The organism is Bacillus cereus group sp. MYBK139-1 (genome assembly GCF_051916915.1).
Taxonomy (GTDB): Bacteria; Bacillota; Bacilli; order Bacillales; family Bacillaceae_G; genus Bacillus_A; species Bacillus_A pacificus.
In genome coordinates, this window is the sequence record NZ_JBQAHO010000002.1 from 1,005,989 (window position 1) to 1,023,404 (window position 17,416).

Genomic DNA, 17,416 nt, shown 5'->3' on the forward strand with positions numbered 1-17,416 from the left:
TAGAAGGGGGATCTTCATGAGCACTGAGTTGTTAGATGCCTTGCTCGTATTAGAGTCAGAAAAAGGAATTAGCAAAGATATTATTATTGATGCGATTGAAGCAGCGTTAATCTCTGCTTATAAACGCAATTTTAACCAAGCACAAAACGTTCGTGTGAGCTTTAACCCACAAGTGGGAACAATCCAAGTTTTAGCACGTAAAGACGTTGTTGATAATGTGTTTGATCCACGTCTTGAAATTTCTGTTGAAGAAGCAAGACAAATTAATCCAAACTATCAAGATGGTGACGTACTAGAAATTGAAGTAACACCAAAAGATTTCGGTCGTATTGCAGCACAAACTGCAAAACAAGTTGTAACACAACGAGTGCGTGAAGCAGAGCGTGGTGTTATTTACTCTGAGTTTAGTGATCGTGAAGAAGATATCATGGTTGGTATCGTACAACGTCAAGATGCTCGTTTCATCTATGTAAGCTTAGGGAAAGTAGAAGCTTTATTACCTGTAAGTGAGCAAATGCCGAACGAACAGTACAAACCACATGATCGTATTCGCGTATTCATTACGAAAGTGGAAAAAACAACAAAAGGACCACAAATTTACGTATCACGTACACATCCTGGTCTTTTAAAACGTTTATTCGAAATGGAAGTTCCTGAAATTTATGATGGAACGGTTGAAATTCGTTCTGTAGCACGTGAAGCAGGAGATCGTTCTAAAATCTCTGTACATGCAGAGAACATCGATGTTGATCCAGTAGGTTCTTGTGTAGGACCGAAAGGACAACGTGTACAACGCATTGTAGACGAACTAAAAGGTGAAAAGATTGACATCGTTCGCTGGTCAAATGATCCAGTAGAATATGTTGCCAATGCTTTAAGCCCATCACAAGTTGTTAAAGTGCTTGTAGATGAAGAAGAAAAAGCAACAACTGTTGTTGTTCCAGACCACCAACTGTCATTAGCTATCGGTAAGCGTGGACAAAATGCACGTCTTGCAGCTAAATTAACAGGCTGGAAAATTGATATTAAGAGTGAGTCTGATGCGAAACAACTTGGAATTGTAACAGAAGAAGATAGCGTAGTCGCATTCGGATTCGATTCAGTTGAAGACGAAATCGAGTAGAGGTGATGAGTATGAGCAATCGAAAAGTTCCGTTACGAAAATGTGTTGCAACGCAAGAGATGAAATCAAAACGAGAGCTCGTTCGCATTGTTCGTTCCAAAGAGGGAGAAGTGTCTATTGATTTAACTGGAAAGAAATCAGGACGAGGTGCTTATTTATCAAAAGATAAAGAAAGCATTCTTCAAGCTCAAAAGAAAAATGTTTTGGAACATCATCTAAAAGCGAAAATCGACAGTTCTCTTTATGAAGAGCTTCTTGAGCTTGTTGAGAAGGAGTCGAAATAAGTGTCCGATTGGAAATCGTTTTTAGGACTAGCAAACCGGGCTCGAAAAATTATTTCGGGTGAAGAACTCGTTTTAAAGGAAGTACGAAGTGGCAAAGCAAAACTTGTATTGCTATCTGAGGATGCATCAGTAAATACTACAAAGCGCATTACAGATAAAACGACGTACTACAACGTACCAATGAGAAAGGTCGAAAATCGACAACAATTAGGGCATGCGATTGGGAGAGATGAGCGAGTCGTTGTAGCTGTGTTAGATGAAGGCTTTGCGAAAAAGCTGCGTAGCATGCTCGATACAAATTACCGGGGGTGAAGGTATGAGTAAAATTCGAGTGCATGAATATGCGAAAAAACATAATATCTCAAGTAAAGATCTTATGACAAAACTAAAAGAAATGAATATCGAGGTTTCGAATCATATGACAATGTTAGACGATGAAGTAGTAAACAAATTAGATAATGAGTATCAAACTGAAAAACCTTCTGTTGCAGATGAGTTTGAAGTAGAAGAAAAAGTTGTTCGTAGTAAAAAGAACAGCAATAAGAAAAAGAAAAAAGGCAAAGGAAACGAAGACAAGCGTCAAGAGAACTTTGCTGGCAGACAACAAACACAAACTGTAGAAACACCAGATAAAATTACTTTCTCTGGAAGTCTTACAGTAGGTGATCTTGCTAAGAAATTAAGCAAAGAGCCATCTGAAATTATTAAAAAGCTCTTCATGCTTGGAATTATGGCAACAATTAACCAAGACTTAGATAAAGATACAATTGAGTTAATTGCTAACGACTACGGTATTGAAGTAGAAGAAGAAGTAATTGTAAGCGAAACTGAGTTTGAAACATTCATCGATGAGCAAGATGATGAAGAGAACTTAAAAGAGCGTCCAGCTGTAGTTACAATCATGGGACACGTTGACCATGGTAAAACAACATTGCTTGACTCTATCCGTAACTCTAAAGTAACTGCTGGTGAAGCAGGTGGAATTACTCAGCATATTGGTGCATACCAAGTTGAAGTAAATGACAAGAAGATTACATTCTTAGATACACCTGGTCACGCGGCGTTTACAACGATGCGTGCTCGTGGTGCACAAGTAACGGATATTACAATCCTTGTTGTTGCAGCTGATGACGGTGTTATGCCACAAACAGTTGAAGCAATTAACCATGCGAAAGCAGCAGGAGTACCAATTATTGTTGCTGTGAATAAAATGGATAAACCAGCTGCGAATCCTGATCGCGTAATGCAAGAACTAACAGAATATGAATTAGTTCCAGAAGCATGGGGTGGAGATACAATCTTCGTACCAATCTCAGCGATTCAAGGCGAAGGAATTGACAACTTACTAGAAATGATTCTTCTTGTAAGTGAAGTAGAAGAATATAAAGCAAATCCAAACCGCTATGCAACTGGTACTGTAATTGAAGCACAGCTTGATAAAGGTAAAGGAACTATCGCGACATTACTTGTTCAAAACGGTACGCTTCGAGTTGGAGATCCAATCGTTGTTGGTACTTCATTCGGACGTGTTCGTGCAATGGTAAGTGATATTGGTCGTCGTGTAAAAGTTGCTGGTCCATCAACTCCTGTTGAAATTACAGGTTTAAATGAAGTACCACAAGCGGGAGATCGTTTCATGGCATTCGCTGATGAGAAGAAAGCTCGTCAAATCGGTGAATCACGTGCACAAGAAGCGTTACTTGCTCAACGTGGTGAAAAATCTAAATTAAGCCTTGAAGATTTATTCCAACAAATCCAAGAGGGCGATGTAAAAGAAATTAACTTAATTGTGAAAGCAGACGTACAAGGTTCTGTAGAAGCAATGGCAGCATCACTTCGTAAAATTGATGTTGAAGGTGTCAAAGTTAAAATTATCCATACAGGCGTAGGTGCGATTACAGAATCTGATATCATTTTAGCTTCTGCATCTAATGCAATTGTAATTGGATTTAACGTACGCCCAGATGTGAATGCGAAGCGTACAGCTGAATTAGAGAACGTTGATATTCGTTTACACCGCATTATTTATAAAGTAATCGAAGAGATCGAAGCAGCGATGCAAGGTATGTTAGATCCAGAATTCGAAGAAAAAGTAATCGGTCAAGCAGAAGTACGTCAAACGTTTAAAGTAACAAAAGTTGGAACAATCGCAGGTTGTTACGTAACAGACGGTAAAATTACACGTGATAGTGGCGTGCGTATTATCCGTGATGGCGTAGTAATTTTCGAAGGACAACTTGATACGTTAAAACGTTTCAAAGACGACGTAAAAGAAGTTGCACAAAACTATGAGTGTGGTATTACAATTGAGCGATATAATGATCTTAAAGAAGGGGACATTATTGAAGCATACATTATGGAAGAAGTGAAGCGATGATAATCGCTTCACTCTCATTCGAGTGTATGATTTACGATGTGCATTCTTTAAAAGAGAAACGAGCAATTTTGCAACGGGTGCTAACTCGAGTGAAGCAGCGTTATAACGTAGCTGTTTCAGAAGTAGGGCATCAAGATGTATGGCAACGTACGGAAATTGCAATTGTTTCTGTATCCTCTAATCGTGTTATTTGTGAAAAAGAAATGAATCGTGTACTTGAGTACATCGATTCATTTCCTGAAATTGAACGTACGATAACACAATTGGAATGGTATTGAATGAGGTGAAGAGTTATGAAATTACGTGCAAACCGTGTAGGCGAGCAAATGAAAAAAGAATTAGGCGACATCATCAGTCGTAAAATTAAAGATCCACGTGTCGGATTTGTTACTGTAACAGATGTACAAGTGAGTGGAGATTTACAAATTGCTACAGTGTATATTTCTGTTTTAGGTGATGAAGAACAGAAAGAAAGTACACTAAAAGGTTTAGCGAAGGCAAAAGGCTTCATTCGTTCAGAAATTGGCCAACGTATTCGTCTTCGTAAAACGCCTGAAATTTCCTTTGAATTTGATGAGTCTATCGGATATGGTCATCGAATTGATACACTTTTACATCAAATTAATAAAGACGGTAAACGTGAAGAATAATGGATAGACATTTGTCTATCCATTTTTTCAATGTAAAATAAGTTTTAGGTAATGATCATGAAAGAATTACGATGAGGTGAACATATATGGAAGGTGTAGTATTATTACATAAGCCAAAAGGCATGACATCACACGATTGTGTATTTAAATTAAGAAAGATATTGCGTGAAAAACGAATTGGTCATACAGGAACATTAGATCCAGATGTAACAGGAGTATTGCCTATTTGTGTTGGGAGAGCAACAAAGATTGCACAATTTTTAACAAGTGAAACGAAAACATATGAAGGTGAAGTGACATTAGGATTTTCAACAACAACTGAAGATGCTTCTGGTGAAGTTGTGGAAACGAAACATGTAGATCGTGTTATTACTCGTAAAGAAGTGGAAGAGGTTCTTGCGGCATTAACAGGTACGATTGAGCAAATGCCTCCGATGTTTTCGGCTGTAAAAGTTAACGGAAAAAAATTATATGAATATGCAAGAGCAGGACAAGAGGTTGAACGTCCAGTTCGTACAATTACAATTCATGAATTTGTATTATTAGATGACCGTGAAGTGTTTGAAGGAGAAAATATTTCATTCCGTTTCCGTGTAACGTGTAGTAAAGGAACATATGTAAGGACATTAGCGGTAATGATTGGTGAAAAACTTGGTTTTCCATCACATATGTCTCACCTTGTAAGAACGGCTTCTGGTGAATTTTTATTAGAAGATTGCATATCATTTGAAGAAATTGAAGAAAACGTGCAAAATGAAACAGTAGAGTCTATCTTCATTTCAATTGATGAAGCATTAAGTAAGTTCCCGAAAATGGTTGTAGATGAAAAGCAAGCAGAAAAAATTAAGAATGGTATGTTCTTAAAAAATGAATCGCAAATAACGGCACCATTTATAACAGTGTTTGATAAAAACGATCGCTGCCTTGCAATTTATGAGCACCATCCAAAACATTCTGGTATGCTAAAGCCGATGAAAGTACTTGTGAATAATCAAGAACTAAAGCTATAATGAATTATTGGAAGGATTATTACAGAAAAAGGTGAATTCAAGCGTGAAACTTATTCATTTAACTCATCCACATGAACAAAATAAATTAGAATTACCACCTACTGTAATGGCATTAGGGTTTTTTGATGGCATTCATTTAGGACATCAATGTGTGATTCGAACTGCGAAACAAATAGCGGATGAACGAGGATATAAAAGTGCAGTGATGACATTTTATCCGCATCCATCTGTTGTTTTAGGTAAAAAAGAAGCGCATGCCGAGTATATTACACCAATGTGTGATAAAGAAAAAATAGTCGAGAGTTTAGGTATCGATATATTATATGTTGTTAAATTTGATGAATCATTTGCAGGCTTATTGCCACAACAATTTGTAGATGATTATATTATTGGTTTAAATGTAAAGCATGTAGTAGCAGGATTTGATTATTCATATGGACGTTTAGGAAAAGGAAAGATGGAGACTTTACCATTTCATGCAAGAGGGGAGTTTACACAGACTGTGATTGAAAAAGTTGAATTTCAAGAAGAGAAAGTAAGTTCTACTGCATTACGAAAGTTAATTCGAAATGGCGAAATGGAGCAAATTCCATCTATTTTAGGTAGAGCATATACAGTAGCGGGAACGGTTGTACACGGTGATAAACGTGGACGTCAAATTGGTTTCCCAACAGCTAATGTAGGTTTAAGTGATGAGTATCTATTACCACCTGTAGGTGTTTATGCAGTGAGATTACAAGTTCACGATGAATGGTACGATGGTGTATGTAATATTGGATATAAACCAACCTTTAAAGAAGATGAGCGCCAACTATCCATTGAAGTGCACTTATTTGAATTTAACAAAGACATATATGATCAAAATGTTACAGTAGAGTGGCATATGCGTATAAGAGAAGAGAAGAAATTCAATGGCATCGATGAGTTAGTTGAACAAATCGCAAAAGATAAGAAAACAGCACAAGAATATTTTGCGAACGAAAAGAATATACTTGCTTTTTCAAATGAAAAGTAGTATTCTATGTTATGTACTTTATGACAACCATTGCTTGGCATTGCGACTCACCGACGCTTGCTAGGTAATCGGGGGTTTAATTAATAGGAGGTGAAATAGGATGGCTTTAACACAAGAGCGTAAAAATGAAATCATTGCACAATTTAGAACTCATGAGACTGATACTGGTTCTCCAGAGGTTCAAATTGCTGTCCTAACGGAGCAAATTAACACTCTAAACGAGCACTTACGTACTCACAAGAAAGATCATCATTCACGTCGTGGTCTATTAAAGATGGTTGGTAAACGTCGTAACTTACTAACTTACCTTCGTAATAGCGATATCACACGTTACCGTGAATTAATCACAAAGCTTGGCTTACGTCGATAGTCAAAGAAGCGGGAATATTCCCGCTTTTTTGTTAGGTAAAAATATATCTTCTACTCTTTATAGCTTACTTCATTTTCGGTAATACTAGAGGTAGAATATTGTGATATACTATCCATTTACATAGAAGAATTGAATACTTTAAATTGAGAGGGGTACTTAAATGAGTCAAGAAAAGCAAGTCTTCTCGATAGATTTAGCTGGTCGCCAGCTAACAGTTGAAACAGGTCAGCTTGCAAAGCAAGCGAACGGAGCAGTATTAGTAAGATATGGCGATACAGCGGTTCTATCTACAGCAACTGCATCAAAAGAAGCAAAAAATGTAGATTTCTTCCCACTTACAGTAAACTATGAAGAGCGTTTATATGCAGTCGGAAAAATTCCTGGCGGTTTCATTAAACGTGAAGGTCGTCCAAGTGAAAAAGCAATTTTGGCAAGTCGTTTAATCGACCGTCCAATTCGTCCACTTTTCGCAGATGGTTTCCGTAACGAAGTACAAGTTGTCAGCATTGTAATGAGTGTTGATCAAGATTGTTCTTCTGAAATGGCAGCTATGCTTGGTTCTTCATTAGCGTTATCGATTTCAGACATTCCATTTGAAGGTCCGATCGCGGGTGCAACAGTTGGCCGTATTAACGGCGAATTCGTTATTAACCCAACAGTAGAACAGCAAGAACAAAGTGATATTCACCTTGTTGTAGCTGGTACGAAAGATGCAATTAACATGGTTGAAGCAGGAGCAGATCAAGTGCCTGAAGAAACAATGTTAGAAGCAATTATGTTTGGACATGACGAAATTAAACGTCTAATTGCATTCCAAGAAGAGATTGTACAAGCTGTAGGTAAAGAGAAATCAGAAGTGAAACTTTATGAAGTTGACGCTGATCTTAACCAAGCTGTACGTGAAATGGCTGAAAAGGATATGCATTCTGCAATTCAAGTACATGAGAAACATGCACGTGAAGATGCAATTAACGAAGTGAAAAAGCGTGTAATTGAGCATTACGAAGCGCAGGAAGTTGACGCTGATACATTAGGACAAGTAAATGAGATTTTATATAAAATTGTAAAAGAAGAAGTACGTCGTCTTATTACAGTTGAGAAAATCCGCCCAGATGGCCGTAAAGGTGACGAAATCCGTCCATTAGCATCAGAGGTTGGCATTTTATCTCGTACACACGGTTCTGGTTTATTCACACGTGGACAAACACAAGCATTAAGTATTTGTACATTAGGTGCATTAGGCGATGTGCAAATTTTAGATGGTCTTGGTGTAGAAGAATCAAAACGCTTTATGCACCATTACAATTTCCCATCGTTTAGTGTTGGTGAAACAAGACCGATGCGTGGACCAGGTCGTCGTGAAATCGGTCACGGTGCACTAGGAGAACGTGCTCTTGAGCCTGTAATTCCGTCTGAAAAAGATTTCCCATACACAGTACGTCTTGTATCTGAAGTATTAGAATCAAATGGTTCTACTTCACAAGCAAGTATTTGTGGTAGTACTTTAGCAATGATGGATGCTGGTGTTCCACTTAAAGCTCCAGTTGCAGGTATTGCAATGGGACTAGTTAAAACTGGTGAGCATTACACAATTTTATCTGATATTCAAGGTATGGAAGATCATTTAGGTGATATGGACTTTAAAGTAGCAGGTACAGCACATGGTGTAACTGCATTACAAATGGACATTAAAATCGATGGTCTATCTCGTGAAATTTTAGAAGAGGCATTACAACAGGCAAAAGTTGGTCGTGTGCACATTCTAAATCATATGTTATCTGTTATTGCAGAGCCACGCACTGAATTATCAGCGTATGCTCCAAAGATTATTACAATGACAATTAACCCAGATAAAATCCGTGACGTTATCGGACCAAGCGGTAAACAAATCAATAAAATTATTGAAGAAACTGGCGTTAAAATTGACATCGAACAAGATGGTACAGTATTCATTTCTTCAATAAATCAAGAAATGAACGACAAAGCTAAGAAAATTATCGAGGATATCGTTCGCGAAGTACAAGTAGGTGAAATCTACGAAGGAAAAGTGAAACGTGTTGAGAAATTCGGTGCTTTCGTTGAATTATTCAGCGGTAAAGATGGATTAGTTCACATTTCTGAACTTGCACTTGAGCGTGTAGGTAAAGTAGAAGACGTTGTGAAAATCGGTGATGTAATTACAGTTAAAGTTATCGAGATTGATAAGCAAGGTCGCGTGAATTTATCTAGAAAAGTATTGCTAAAAGAAGAGCAAGAAAAAGAAGCTGCTAAAGAAGAAAACAAACAAGAGCAGCAATAAGTAAAAGCCAGTTTAACTGGCTTTTTTTGTTATGTAAAAATATGATTTACACATATTTTTATGTCAGTATAGGTATAGTTTTCATTATAACGCTCAAATTAACAAAGATAAGAAGAAAATGGTTTTTATATAGTTAATGGGAGGGTTTATATGAAAGCTCGTATATTAGCATACATATGTATATTCTGTTTATATGTCAGTGTAGGCTCTTATTCCGTTTTTGCACAGGATAACTTATATGAAGAAATTCAAAAGCATGCAAAACAATATGAGATTGCACCGCAAAATGCGATGATTGATAAGATATGGAAAGCAACACCAGGATATAATGGAAGACAAGTTGATATGGAAGCATCCTATAACAATATGAAGAAGTTAAAGAAATTTGATCAAAAACATCTTGAATTCAAGGAAGTATCGCCGAGTGTCCACTTAGAAGATTTATCACCAGCGCCAATTTATAGAGGGCATCCGAATAAAAAGATGGTGGGATTAACAATAAATGTGGCATGGGGAAATGAGTATTTGCCTCGTATATTGGAAATATTGAAAAAACATGATGTGAAGGCGACGTTCTTTCTAGAAGGTCGTTGGGTGAAAGAAAATTTACGATTTGCAAAAATGATTGTCGATGCAAAGCAAGAAGTCGGAAATCATTCTTACACACATCCTAATATGAAAACATTATCGTCTGATGAAATAAGAGATCAGTTACAAAAAACAAATCGAATGATCGAAGCAGCTACGAATCAAAAGGTAAGATGGTTTGCACCGCCGAGTGGAAGTTTTCGGGATGAAGTCGTGAAAATTGCAGATGATTTTCAAATGGGAACGATTATGTGGACTGTCGATACAATTGATTGGAAGCGACCTGAGCCAGATGTACTATTGCAGAGAGTAATGAGAAAAATACATCCAGGTGCTATCGTATTAATGCATCCTACTTCGTCCACAACAGAAGCATTAGATACAATGATTACAAAATTGAAGGAACAAGGATATAAAGTAGGGAATATAACAGAATTACTGGATGAAAAACGTGTAGATTAAATACATTTGCATGACATTCATCCTTAAACTTGTTATCATTAAATAATAGCACTTATTTAGAGAAACTGGCAGTAGGAGGAAAGTTTTTGATTAAAAAATATACTTGTAAAAATGGTGTAAGAATAGTTATGGAGAATATACCAACTGTAAGATCGGTTGCGATTGGTATTTGGATCCATGCAGGATCAAGAAATGAAAATGAAAAAAATAACGGGATTTCTCACTTTTTAGAGCATATGTTCTTTAAAGGGACAGAAACACGTAGTGCACGCGAAATTGCAGAATCATTTGATAGCATTGGTGGGCAAGTGAATGCTTTTACTTCAAAAGAATACACTTGTTACTATGCAAAAGTGCTAGATGAGCATGCTAAATATGCTTTAGATGTATTAGCAGATATGTTCTTTAATTCAACATTTGATGAAGAAGAACTGAAAAAAGAGAAGAATGTCGTATGTGAAGAAATTAAAATGTACGAAGATGCTCCAGATGATATTGTGCATGATATGTTAACGAAAGCAACATATGAAACGCATCCGCTTGGATATCCTATTTTAGGAACAGAAGAAACGCTTAATACGTTTACAGGTGATACGCTACGTCAATATATTAAGGATCATTACACACCTGAAAATGTAGTTGTATCAATTGCAGGAAATATTGATGAAGCCTTTTTACAAACAGTAGAGCAATATTTCGGTAGTTATGAAGGAACGACAAACCGTGAACAAGTACATAGCCCAATTTTCCATTTTAATAAGGTAGCACGTAAAAAGGAAACAGAACAAGCTCATTTATGTTTAGGATATAAAGGCTTACAAATGGGACACGAAGATATTTATAACTTAATTGTATTAAATAACGTTTTAGGCGGTAGTATGAGTAGCCGTTTATTCCAAGAAGTACGTGAGCAACGCGGGTTAGCTTACTCAGTATTTTCTTACCATTCTTCTTATGAAGATACAGGTATGTTAACGCTGTATGGTGGAACAGGTAGCCAACAATTAGATACACTGTATGAAACAATGCAAGAAACATTAGAAACATTGAAAAATACAGGTATTACAGAAAAAGAGCTTATGAATAGTAAAGAGCAATTAAAAGGAAACTTAATGTTAAGTTTAGAAAGTACGAATAGTCGTATGAGCCGTAATGGTAAAAATGAATTGCTACTTCGTAAGCACCGTTCACTTGATGAGATTATTGAAAGTGTAAACACTGTAACAAAAGAAAATGTAGATGAGTTAATTCGTAACATGTTTACAGATGAATTTTCTGCAGCATTAATTAGTCCAGATGGAAAACTTCCAAAAGGAATAAAACTGTAATTACTATATATGATTTAAAAATAACCGTATCTCATTTAAATGAGATACGGTTATTTTTTGTGGGTATATAGAATAGGTACTAATTATGGATAACTTAAATGAATAATTTGGGTAGGGGGAGAGAGTATGCGATTAAGTGAACTAAGTGGGAAAGAAATTGTTAATTTAGAAAGAGCAGAAAAAATGGGGGTTTTAGGTTATGTGGATTTAGAGATTGATGAGAAGGATGGAAAAATACAGGCTCTTATTATACCTGCTGGGAAATGGGGAGGTTTTAAAAAGGAACCACAAGAAATAAGAGTAGCATGGAGTCAAATAAAAAAAGTGGGTCATGATATGGTTCTTTGCGATATTACAGATTGTTCAAATTCGAAGTGAAAGATGGCCATTTTGGTCATCTTTTTTTGTTCATTTTACTCAGAGCAAAATCCAACATAATGTCTTTTCCTATGCCGAATTTTGAGGTGGGGCCTTCCTACATACAAATAGCGGGATACATGATAGGCGCTTTTTGTTTTTCAATCACCTAAAACTCGTACATTACATATGATGTGGAGGAAAAAGAAAAAGTAGGCACTTTTCTTATAAATGACAGAAAAAGAAGGTGAATTAGGGAATGTTGACTGAGATGCATATTGCTGTCATAGGAGGAGATGCAAGACAGCTAGAAGTAATTCGCAAGCTCGTTGAATTGGATGCGAAACTTTCATTGATAGGGTTTGATCAGTTAGACCATGGCTTCACAGGGGCAGCAAAAGAAAGTATACAAAATTTAGATTTCACTTCTGTAGATGCAATTATTTTGCCAGTTGCAGGTACAAATGCCAAGGGAGAAGTAGATACTATTTTTTCAAACGAAAAAGTTTCTATAACGAAAGAACAAATTGAAAATACACCAGAACATTTTACTATATATTCAGGTATTGGTACGCCTTACTTGGAAAATCTCGTATCTACTACAAACCGTAAACTAATTAAATTATTTGATCGTGATGATGTGGCAATCTACAATTCTATACCAACTGTAGAAGGTACATTAATGATGGTAATTCAACATACCGACTATACAATTCATGGTTCTAATGTAATGGTTTTAGGATTTGGTAGAACAGGGATGAGCGTTGCCAGAGCATTTCAATCATTAGGAGCCCATGTCAAAGTTGGAGCAAGACGATCGGAACATATTGCACGTATTACAGAAATGATGTTTTCTCCTTTTCATATGCAGAACATTGAGAAAGAAGTAGGGGATATGGATATTGTCATTAATACAATACCGCATCTCGTTGTGACAGCAAATGTCATTTCAAAAATGCCGGCCCATACGTTAGTAATTGATTTAGCTTCTAAACCAGGCGGTACCGACTTTAGGTATGCGGAAAAAAGAGGAGTCAAAGCGCTGTTAGCACCTGGATTACCAGGTATTGTTGCTCCAAAAACAGCAGGACAAATTTTAGCGAACGTTCTTTCTCAGTTATTAGCAGAAGATGTAATCGCAAGAAAGGAGAATGGGGAATGAATTTAAAAGGGAAAAGAATAGGGTTTGGTTTTACTGGTTCACATTGTACGTACGAAGAAGTAATGCCTCATTTAGAAAAGTTAATTGCTGAGGGAGCTGAAGTGCGTCCAGTTGTTTCTTACACTGTTCAATCAACAAATACGAGATTTGGAGAAGGGGCAGAGTGGATTAAAAAGATTGAAGAAGTAACAGGTTTTAAAGCGATTAATTCAATCGTTGGCGCAGAACCGCTAGGACCTAAAATTCCACTAGATTGTATGGTAATTGCACCACTAACAGGAAATTCTATGAGTAAATTTGCTAATGCAATGACAGACTCTCCGGTATTAATGGCAGCGAAAGCGACGCTAAGAAATGGTAAGCCCGTCGTATTGGCTGTTTCGACGAATGATGCGTTGGGGCTTAATGGGGTAAACCTCATGCGCCTAATGGCCACAAAAAACATCTACTTCGTCCCATTCGGTCAAGATGCACCAGAGAAAAAACCGAACTCAATGGTAGCTCGCATGGAGTTACTGGAAGATACAGTATTAGAAGCGCTGCAAGGGAAGCAATTGCAACCGGTTGTCGTAGAAAAATTCAGATATATGAATTAAAAAACGAAAAAAAACGGACAATTTTCGATGAAACCATCATTCTTACTGTAGAATATGATAAAATTAACGTTATTAAGATTAGAAGGGGTATTGTATACTCCTTCTCATTCTAAGTTATAGAAGGATTGGTATCTAGAAAGGGGCATAGTGATGGAAAAGCAAAAAACTTTTCATGTCGCTGTAGTTGGAGCAACCGGCGCAGTTGGTGAACAAATGTTAAATACTTTAGAGAAACGAGAATTTCCAATCGGGAAGTTAACGTTACTTTCATCTAAACGATCTGCAGGTAAGAAACTTGTATTTAAAGGCGAAGAATTTACAGTTCAAGAGGCAACTCCTGAAAGTTTTGAAGGAGTAGATATCGCACTATTTAGTGCTGGTGGATCTGTATCAAAACAATTAGCGCCAGAAGCAGCAAAGCGCGGTGCGATTGTTGTTGATAATACAAGTGCATTCCGTATGACAGAAAACGTGCCACTTGTTGTACCTGAAGTAAATGAAAACGACTTAAAAGAACATAATGGTATTATTGCAAATCCAAACTGTTCTACAATTCAAATGGTAGTAGCTCTTGAGCCAGTTCGTCAGCAATATGGTTTAAAACGAGTAATCGTTTCCACATATCAAGCTGTATCAGGTGCTGGTGCGGCAGCGATTGAAGAACTTCATGAACAATCACAAGCAATCTTAAATGGTGAAGAAGTAAAGGCGAATGTTTTACCTGTATCAGGTGATAAGAAACATTTCCCGATTGCTTTCAACGCGATTCCACAGATTGATAAGTTCCAAGATAATGGATTTACGTTTGAAGAAATGAAAATGATTAATGAAACGAAAAAAATTATGCATATGCCAGAATTAGAAGTAGCGGCAACATGTGTACGTTTACCAGTTGTATCAGGTCACTCTGAGTCTGTTTACATTGAAGTAGAAAAAGAGGGCGTAACAGTAGAGGAATTAAAGAACTTACTTGCAAATGCGGAAGGTATCGTTCTGCAAGATAACCCAGAAGAGCAATTATATCCAATGCCAGCTACTGCAGTAGGTAAAAACGAAGTATTCGTTGGAAGAATCCGTAAAGATTTAAATAACGATAAAGGATTCCATCTTTGGGTCGTATCTGATAACTTATTAAAAGGCGCTGCATGGAATTCTGTTCAAATTGCAGAGCGCTTAGTAAAATTACAATTAGTGTAAACGGCTAAGAGAAGGTGCAAAATATGAAAATTATTGTTCAAAAATTTGGTGGCACATCTGTACGTGATGAAAATGGACGTAAGCATGCGCTTCATCATATAAAAAAATCGCTAGATGCGGGTTATAAAGTAGTGACTGTCGTATCTGCTATGGGTCGTAAAGGTGAACCATATGCAACTGATACGTTGTTAAGTCTTGTAAATCAAGAAGAATCTCACATTTCTAATCGTGAGCAAGATTTATTATTATCATGCGGAGAATTAATCTCAGCAATCGTTTTCTCTAACATGTTAAATGAGAACGGTATAAAAGCAGCGGCATTAAATGGTGCACAAGCTGGTTTTGTAACAAATGATGATTTTACAAATGCTAAGATTATTGAAATGAATTGTGATCGTATACACGAAGAGCTAGAAAATGTAGATGTAATCGTTGTGACAGGATTCCAAGGACAAACGAAAAAAGGTGATACGACAACACTTGGACGCGGAGGTAGTGATACTTCAGCTTCAGCTTTAGGTGTTGCGCTTCATGCTGAATATATCGATATCTTCACAGATGTAGAAGGTGTGATGACTGCGGATCCTCGCATTGTAAAAGATGCACGTCATCTTCAAACTGTAACGTATAACGAAATTTGTAACATGGCATATCAAGGTGCAAAAGTCGTTCATCCACGTGCAGTTGAAATTGCGATGCATGCAAAAGTACCGCTTCGTGTACGTTCTACGTACTCTGATAGTGAAGGTACGCTTATTTCAGCATCTGACGGCGCTACAAAAGGCCGTGATGTAGAAGAACGTCCTGTTACAGGTATTGCACATGTATCAAATGTGACGCAAATTAAAGTACTTGCAAAAGAAACAGCATATGATTTGCAACAGCATGTGTTTAAAGAAATGGCGAATGAAGGAATCAGTGTCGATTTAATTAACATTTCACCTACTGGGGTAGCTTATACGGTGAGTGATAATGTATCAAATCGTGCAGTTGAACTATTACAAAACCTTGGATATGAGCCAATTGTGACAGAGCATTGTGCGAAAGTATCTATTGTAGGAGCTGGAATGGCAGGATACCCAGGGGTTACTGCGAAAATCGTTACAGCTTTAGCTGAAAAAGGTATTCAAATTCTGCAATCAGCAGATAGCCATACGACAATTTGGGTTCTTGTAAAAGAAACTGATTTAGTGGAGGCTGTAAATGCATTACATAGTGCGTTTGAGCTTTCAAAAGAAAAGCAACTGGAACAATAAGGAGTGAGACCATGATAGATTTTGGGACAATTGCAACCGCGATGGTAACACCGTTTGATATAAACGGCAATATCGATTTTGCAAAGACAACGAAATTGGTAAATTATTTAATTGATAACGGTACAACAGCAATCGTGGTAGGAGGCACGACAGGAGAATCTCCTACACTAACTTCAGAAGAAAAAGTAGCGTTATATCGCCATGTCGTATCTGTTGTCGATAAAAGGGTGCCCGTAATCGCTGGAACAGGTAGCAATAATACGCATGCTTCTATTGACTTAACGAAAAAGGCAACAGAGGTTGGTGTTGATGCAGTAATGCTAGTAGCACCGTATTATAACAAACCGAGTCAAGAAGGAATGTATCAGCACTTTAAAGCAATTGCTGAAAGCACGCCGCTTCCGGTTATGCTATATAACGTTCCGGGACGATCTATTGTACAAATCTCCGTTGATACAGTTGTTCGTTTATCAGAAATAGAAAACATTGTTGCGATTAAAGATGCAGGCGGCGATGTGTTAACAATGACAGAAATCATTGAAAAAACAGCGGACGACTTCGCAGTATACAGCGGTGATGACGGTTTAACGTTACCAGCTATGGCAGTTGGAGCGAAAGGTATCGTTTCTGTAGCATCTCATGTTATCGGAAATGAAATGCAAGAAATGATTGCAGCATTCCAAGCAGGTGAATTTAAGAAGGCGCAAAAATTACATCAATTACTTGTAAGAGTAACGGATTCATTATTTATGGCGCCAAGCCCAACACCAGTAAAAACAGCATTACAAATGGTTGGATTAGACGTAGGTTCTGTACGTTTACCACTTCTTCCGTTAACAGAAGAAGAAAGAGTAACGTTACAATCTGTTATGCAATCTATCCCTCGTTAATAAAAAATGACCTAGTGTAGAACTAGGTCATTTTTTATAGGATGAAAGTCTTTTCTTCTCTTTTCTCACCTATATGTGTTTTTATTAGATCATTAACCGTTTCTTCATTATGAATTACAACATGTATAAGAAAATAATCGTCTCCCTTAAAATGAATCAAAAACGAAAGTGATTATAGAGTCAACATTTGTACAAACGTAATAAACCACCGCTTCTGTTTTTCGGAGAAATCCCCTCAAATGTGACGTAATTCATAAAAAAACTCCATTTTATAAGTATTTTTGTTCAATTTTAGAAAAATAGGTCTTGAAACGCCATATTATGAAATGAATTTAACGTATGTATGGCTATTTCTTCAAAATAATAGGTAGTATAAAATCGAAGTAAATATATAGGAACGCCATTTGATACTTTTGTTATAATTCCGTTCTTTTACTTTTTCTTTCGCACGA

General features: G+C 37.0%; 18 protein-coding genes. All 18 read left to right on the forward strand.

Annotation, left to right across the window (positions count from 1 at the left end):
• Window positions 1–16 precede the first annotated feature (16 nt).
• The 18 genes from nusA (at window position 17) to dapA (ending at window position 16,964) form a co-directional block, all read left to right on the forward strand.
• Entirely contained in the window at window positions 17–1,123 is a 1,107-nt protein-coding gene (gene nusA / locus ACTFRS_RS16445; protein ID WP_000102609.1) for a transcription termination factor NusA, read from the forward strand.
• Between the two features lie 11 nt (window positions 1,124–1,134).
• A complete protein-coding gene (gene rnpM, locus ACTFRS_RS16450; RefSeq protein WP_000071128.1) occupies window positions 1,135–1,407 on the forward strand; it encodes an RNase P modulator RnpM in 273 nt (90 codons plus the stop codon).
• The gene (locus ACTFRS_RS16455; RefSeq protein WP_001286523.1) at window positions 1,408–1,719 is read left to right on the forward strand and encodes a YlxQ family RNA-binding protein; all 312 of its coding nucleotides are present in this window, start codon (window positions 1,408–1,410) and stop codon (window positions 1,717–1,719) included.
• A 4-nt stretch (window positions 1,720–1,723) separates the two neighbouring features.
• Window positions 1,724–3,784 carry a translation initiation factor IF-2 gene (infB, locus tag ACTFRS_RS16460; protein WP_000036344.1) on the forward strand — a complete coding sequence of 687 codons (2,061 nt, stop codon included), beginning with the start codon at window positions 1,724–1,726 and terminating at the stop codon, window positions 3,782–3,784.
• Window positions 3,781–4,062 (forward strand): DUF503 domain-containing protein, encoded by a 282-nt coding sequence (locus ACTFRS_RS16465; protein ID WP_000582364.1) that lies wholly within the window; start codon window positions 3,781–3,783, stop codon window positions 4,060–4,062. Before infB ends, ACTFRS_RS16465 begins: the two co-directional genes overlap by 4 nt.
• 15 nt (window positions 4,063–4,077) lie before the next feature.
• Window positions 4,078–4,434, forward strand: coding sequence for a 30S ribosome-binding factor RbfA (gene rbfA / locus ACTFRS_RS16470; RefSeq protein WP_000776445.1), 357 nt, complete (start codon window positions 4,078–4,080; stop codon window positions 4,432–4,434).
• An 86-nt stretch (window positions 4,435–4,520) separates the two neighbouring features.
• Window positions 4,521–5,444 (forward strand): tRNA pseudouridine(55) synthase TruB, encoded by a 924-nt coding sequence (gene truB / locus ACTFRS_RS16475; RefSeq protein WP_440024671.1) that lies wholly within the window; start codon window positions 4,521–4,523, stop codon window positions 5,442–5,444.
• A 43-nt stretch (window positions 5,445–5,487) separates the two neighbouring features.
• On the forward strand, window positions 5,488–6,459 hold the full coding sequence (gene ribF, locus ACTFRS_RS16480) for a bifunctional riboflavin kinase/FAD synthetase (RefSeq protein ID WP_000766719.1): 972 nt from the start codon (window positions 5,488–5,490) through the stop codon (window positions 6,457–6,459).
• A gap of 100 nt (window positions 6,460–6,559) precedes the next feature.
• Window positions 6,560–6,829 (forward strand): 30S ribosomal protein S15, encoded by a 270-nt coding sequence (rpsO, locus tag ACTFRS_RS16485; RefSeq protein WP_001229392.1) that lies wholly within the window; start codon window positions 6,560–6,562, stop codon window positions 6,827–6,829.
• 160 nt (window positions 6,830–6,989) lie between these two features.
• On the forward strand, window positions 6,990–9,128 hold the full coding sequence (gene pnp / locus ACTFRS_RS16490) for a polyribonucleotide nucleotidyltransferase (protein WP_086421443.1): 2,139 nt from the start codon (window positions 6,990–6,992) through the stop codon (window positions 9,126–9,128).
• 150 nt (window positions 9,129–9,278) lie between these two features.
• Complete coding sequence (locus ACTFRS_RS16495) at window positions 9,279–10,178, forward strand: polysaccharide deacetylase family protein (RefSeq protein ID WP_242294616.1); 900 nt, start codon at window positions 9,279–9,281, stop codon at window positions 10,176–10,178.
• An 86-nt stretch (window positions 10,179–10,264) separates the two neighbouring features.
• Window positions 10,265–11,506 (forward strand): M16 family metallopeptidase, encoded by a 1,242-nt coding sequence (locus ACTFRS_RS16500; protein WP_000592994.1) that lies wholly within the window; start codon window positions 10,265–10,267, stop codon window positions 11,504–11,506.
• Window positions 11,507–11,632: 126 nt separating this feature from the next.
• A complete protein-coding gene (locus ACTFRS_RS16505; RefSeq protein ID WP_242294615.1) occupies window positions 11,633–11,884 on the forward strand; it encodes a YlmC/YmxH family sporulation protein in 252 nt (83 codons plus the stop codon).
• 238 nt (window positions 11,885–12,122) lie between these two features.
• The gene (gene dpaA, locus ACTFRS_RS16510; RefSeq protein WP_139866987.1) at window positions 12,123–13,025 is read left to right on the forward strand and encodes a dipicolinic acid synthetase subunit A; all 903 of its coding nucleotides are present in this window, start codon (window positions 12,123–12,125) and stop codon (window positions 13,023–13,025) included.
• The gene (gene dpaB / locus ACTFRS_RS16515; RefSeq protein ID WP_001049480.1) at window positions 13,022–13,621 is read left to right on the forward strand and encodes a dipicolinate synthase subunit B; all 600 of its coding nucleotides are present in this window, start codon (window positions 13,022–13,024) and stop codon (window positions 13,619–13,621) included. Before dpaA ends, dpaB begins: the two co-directional genes overlap by 4 nt.
• Before the next feature lie 150 nt (window positions 13,622–13,771).
• Complete coding sequence (gene asd / locus ACTFRS_RS16520) at window positions 13,772–14,818, forward strand: aspartate-semialdehyde dehydrogenase (RefSeq protein WP_000414848.1); 1,047 nt, start codon at window positions 13,772–13,774, stop codon at window positions 14,816–14,818.
• Window positions 14,819–14,841: 23 nt separating this feature from the next.
• Window positions 14,842–16,074 carry an aspartate kinase gene (dapG, locus tag ACTFRS_RS16525; RefSeq protein WP_000692473.1) on the forward strand — a complete coding sequence of 411 codons (1,233 nt, stop codon included), beginning with the start codon at window positions 14,842–14,844 and terminating at the stop codon, window positions 16,072–16,074.
• Between the two features lie 11 nt (window positions 16,075–16,085).
• Window positions 16,086–16,964, forward strand: coding sequence for a 4-hydroxy-tetrahydrodipicolinate synthase (gene dapA, locus ACTFRS_RS16530; RefSeq protein ID WP_000564761.1), 879 nt, complete (start codon window positions 16,086–16,088; stop codon window positions 16,962–16,964).
• Window positions 16,965–17,416: the final 452 nt, after the last annotated feature.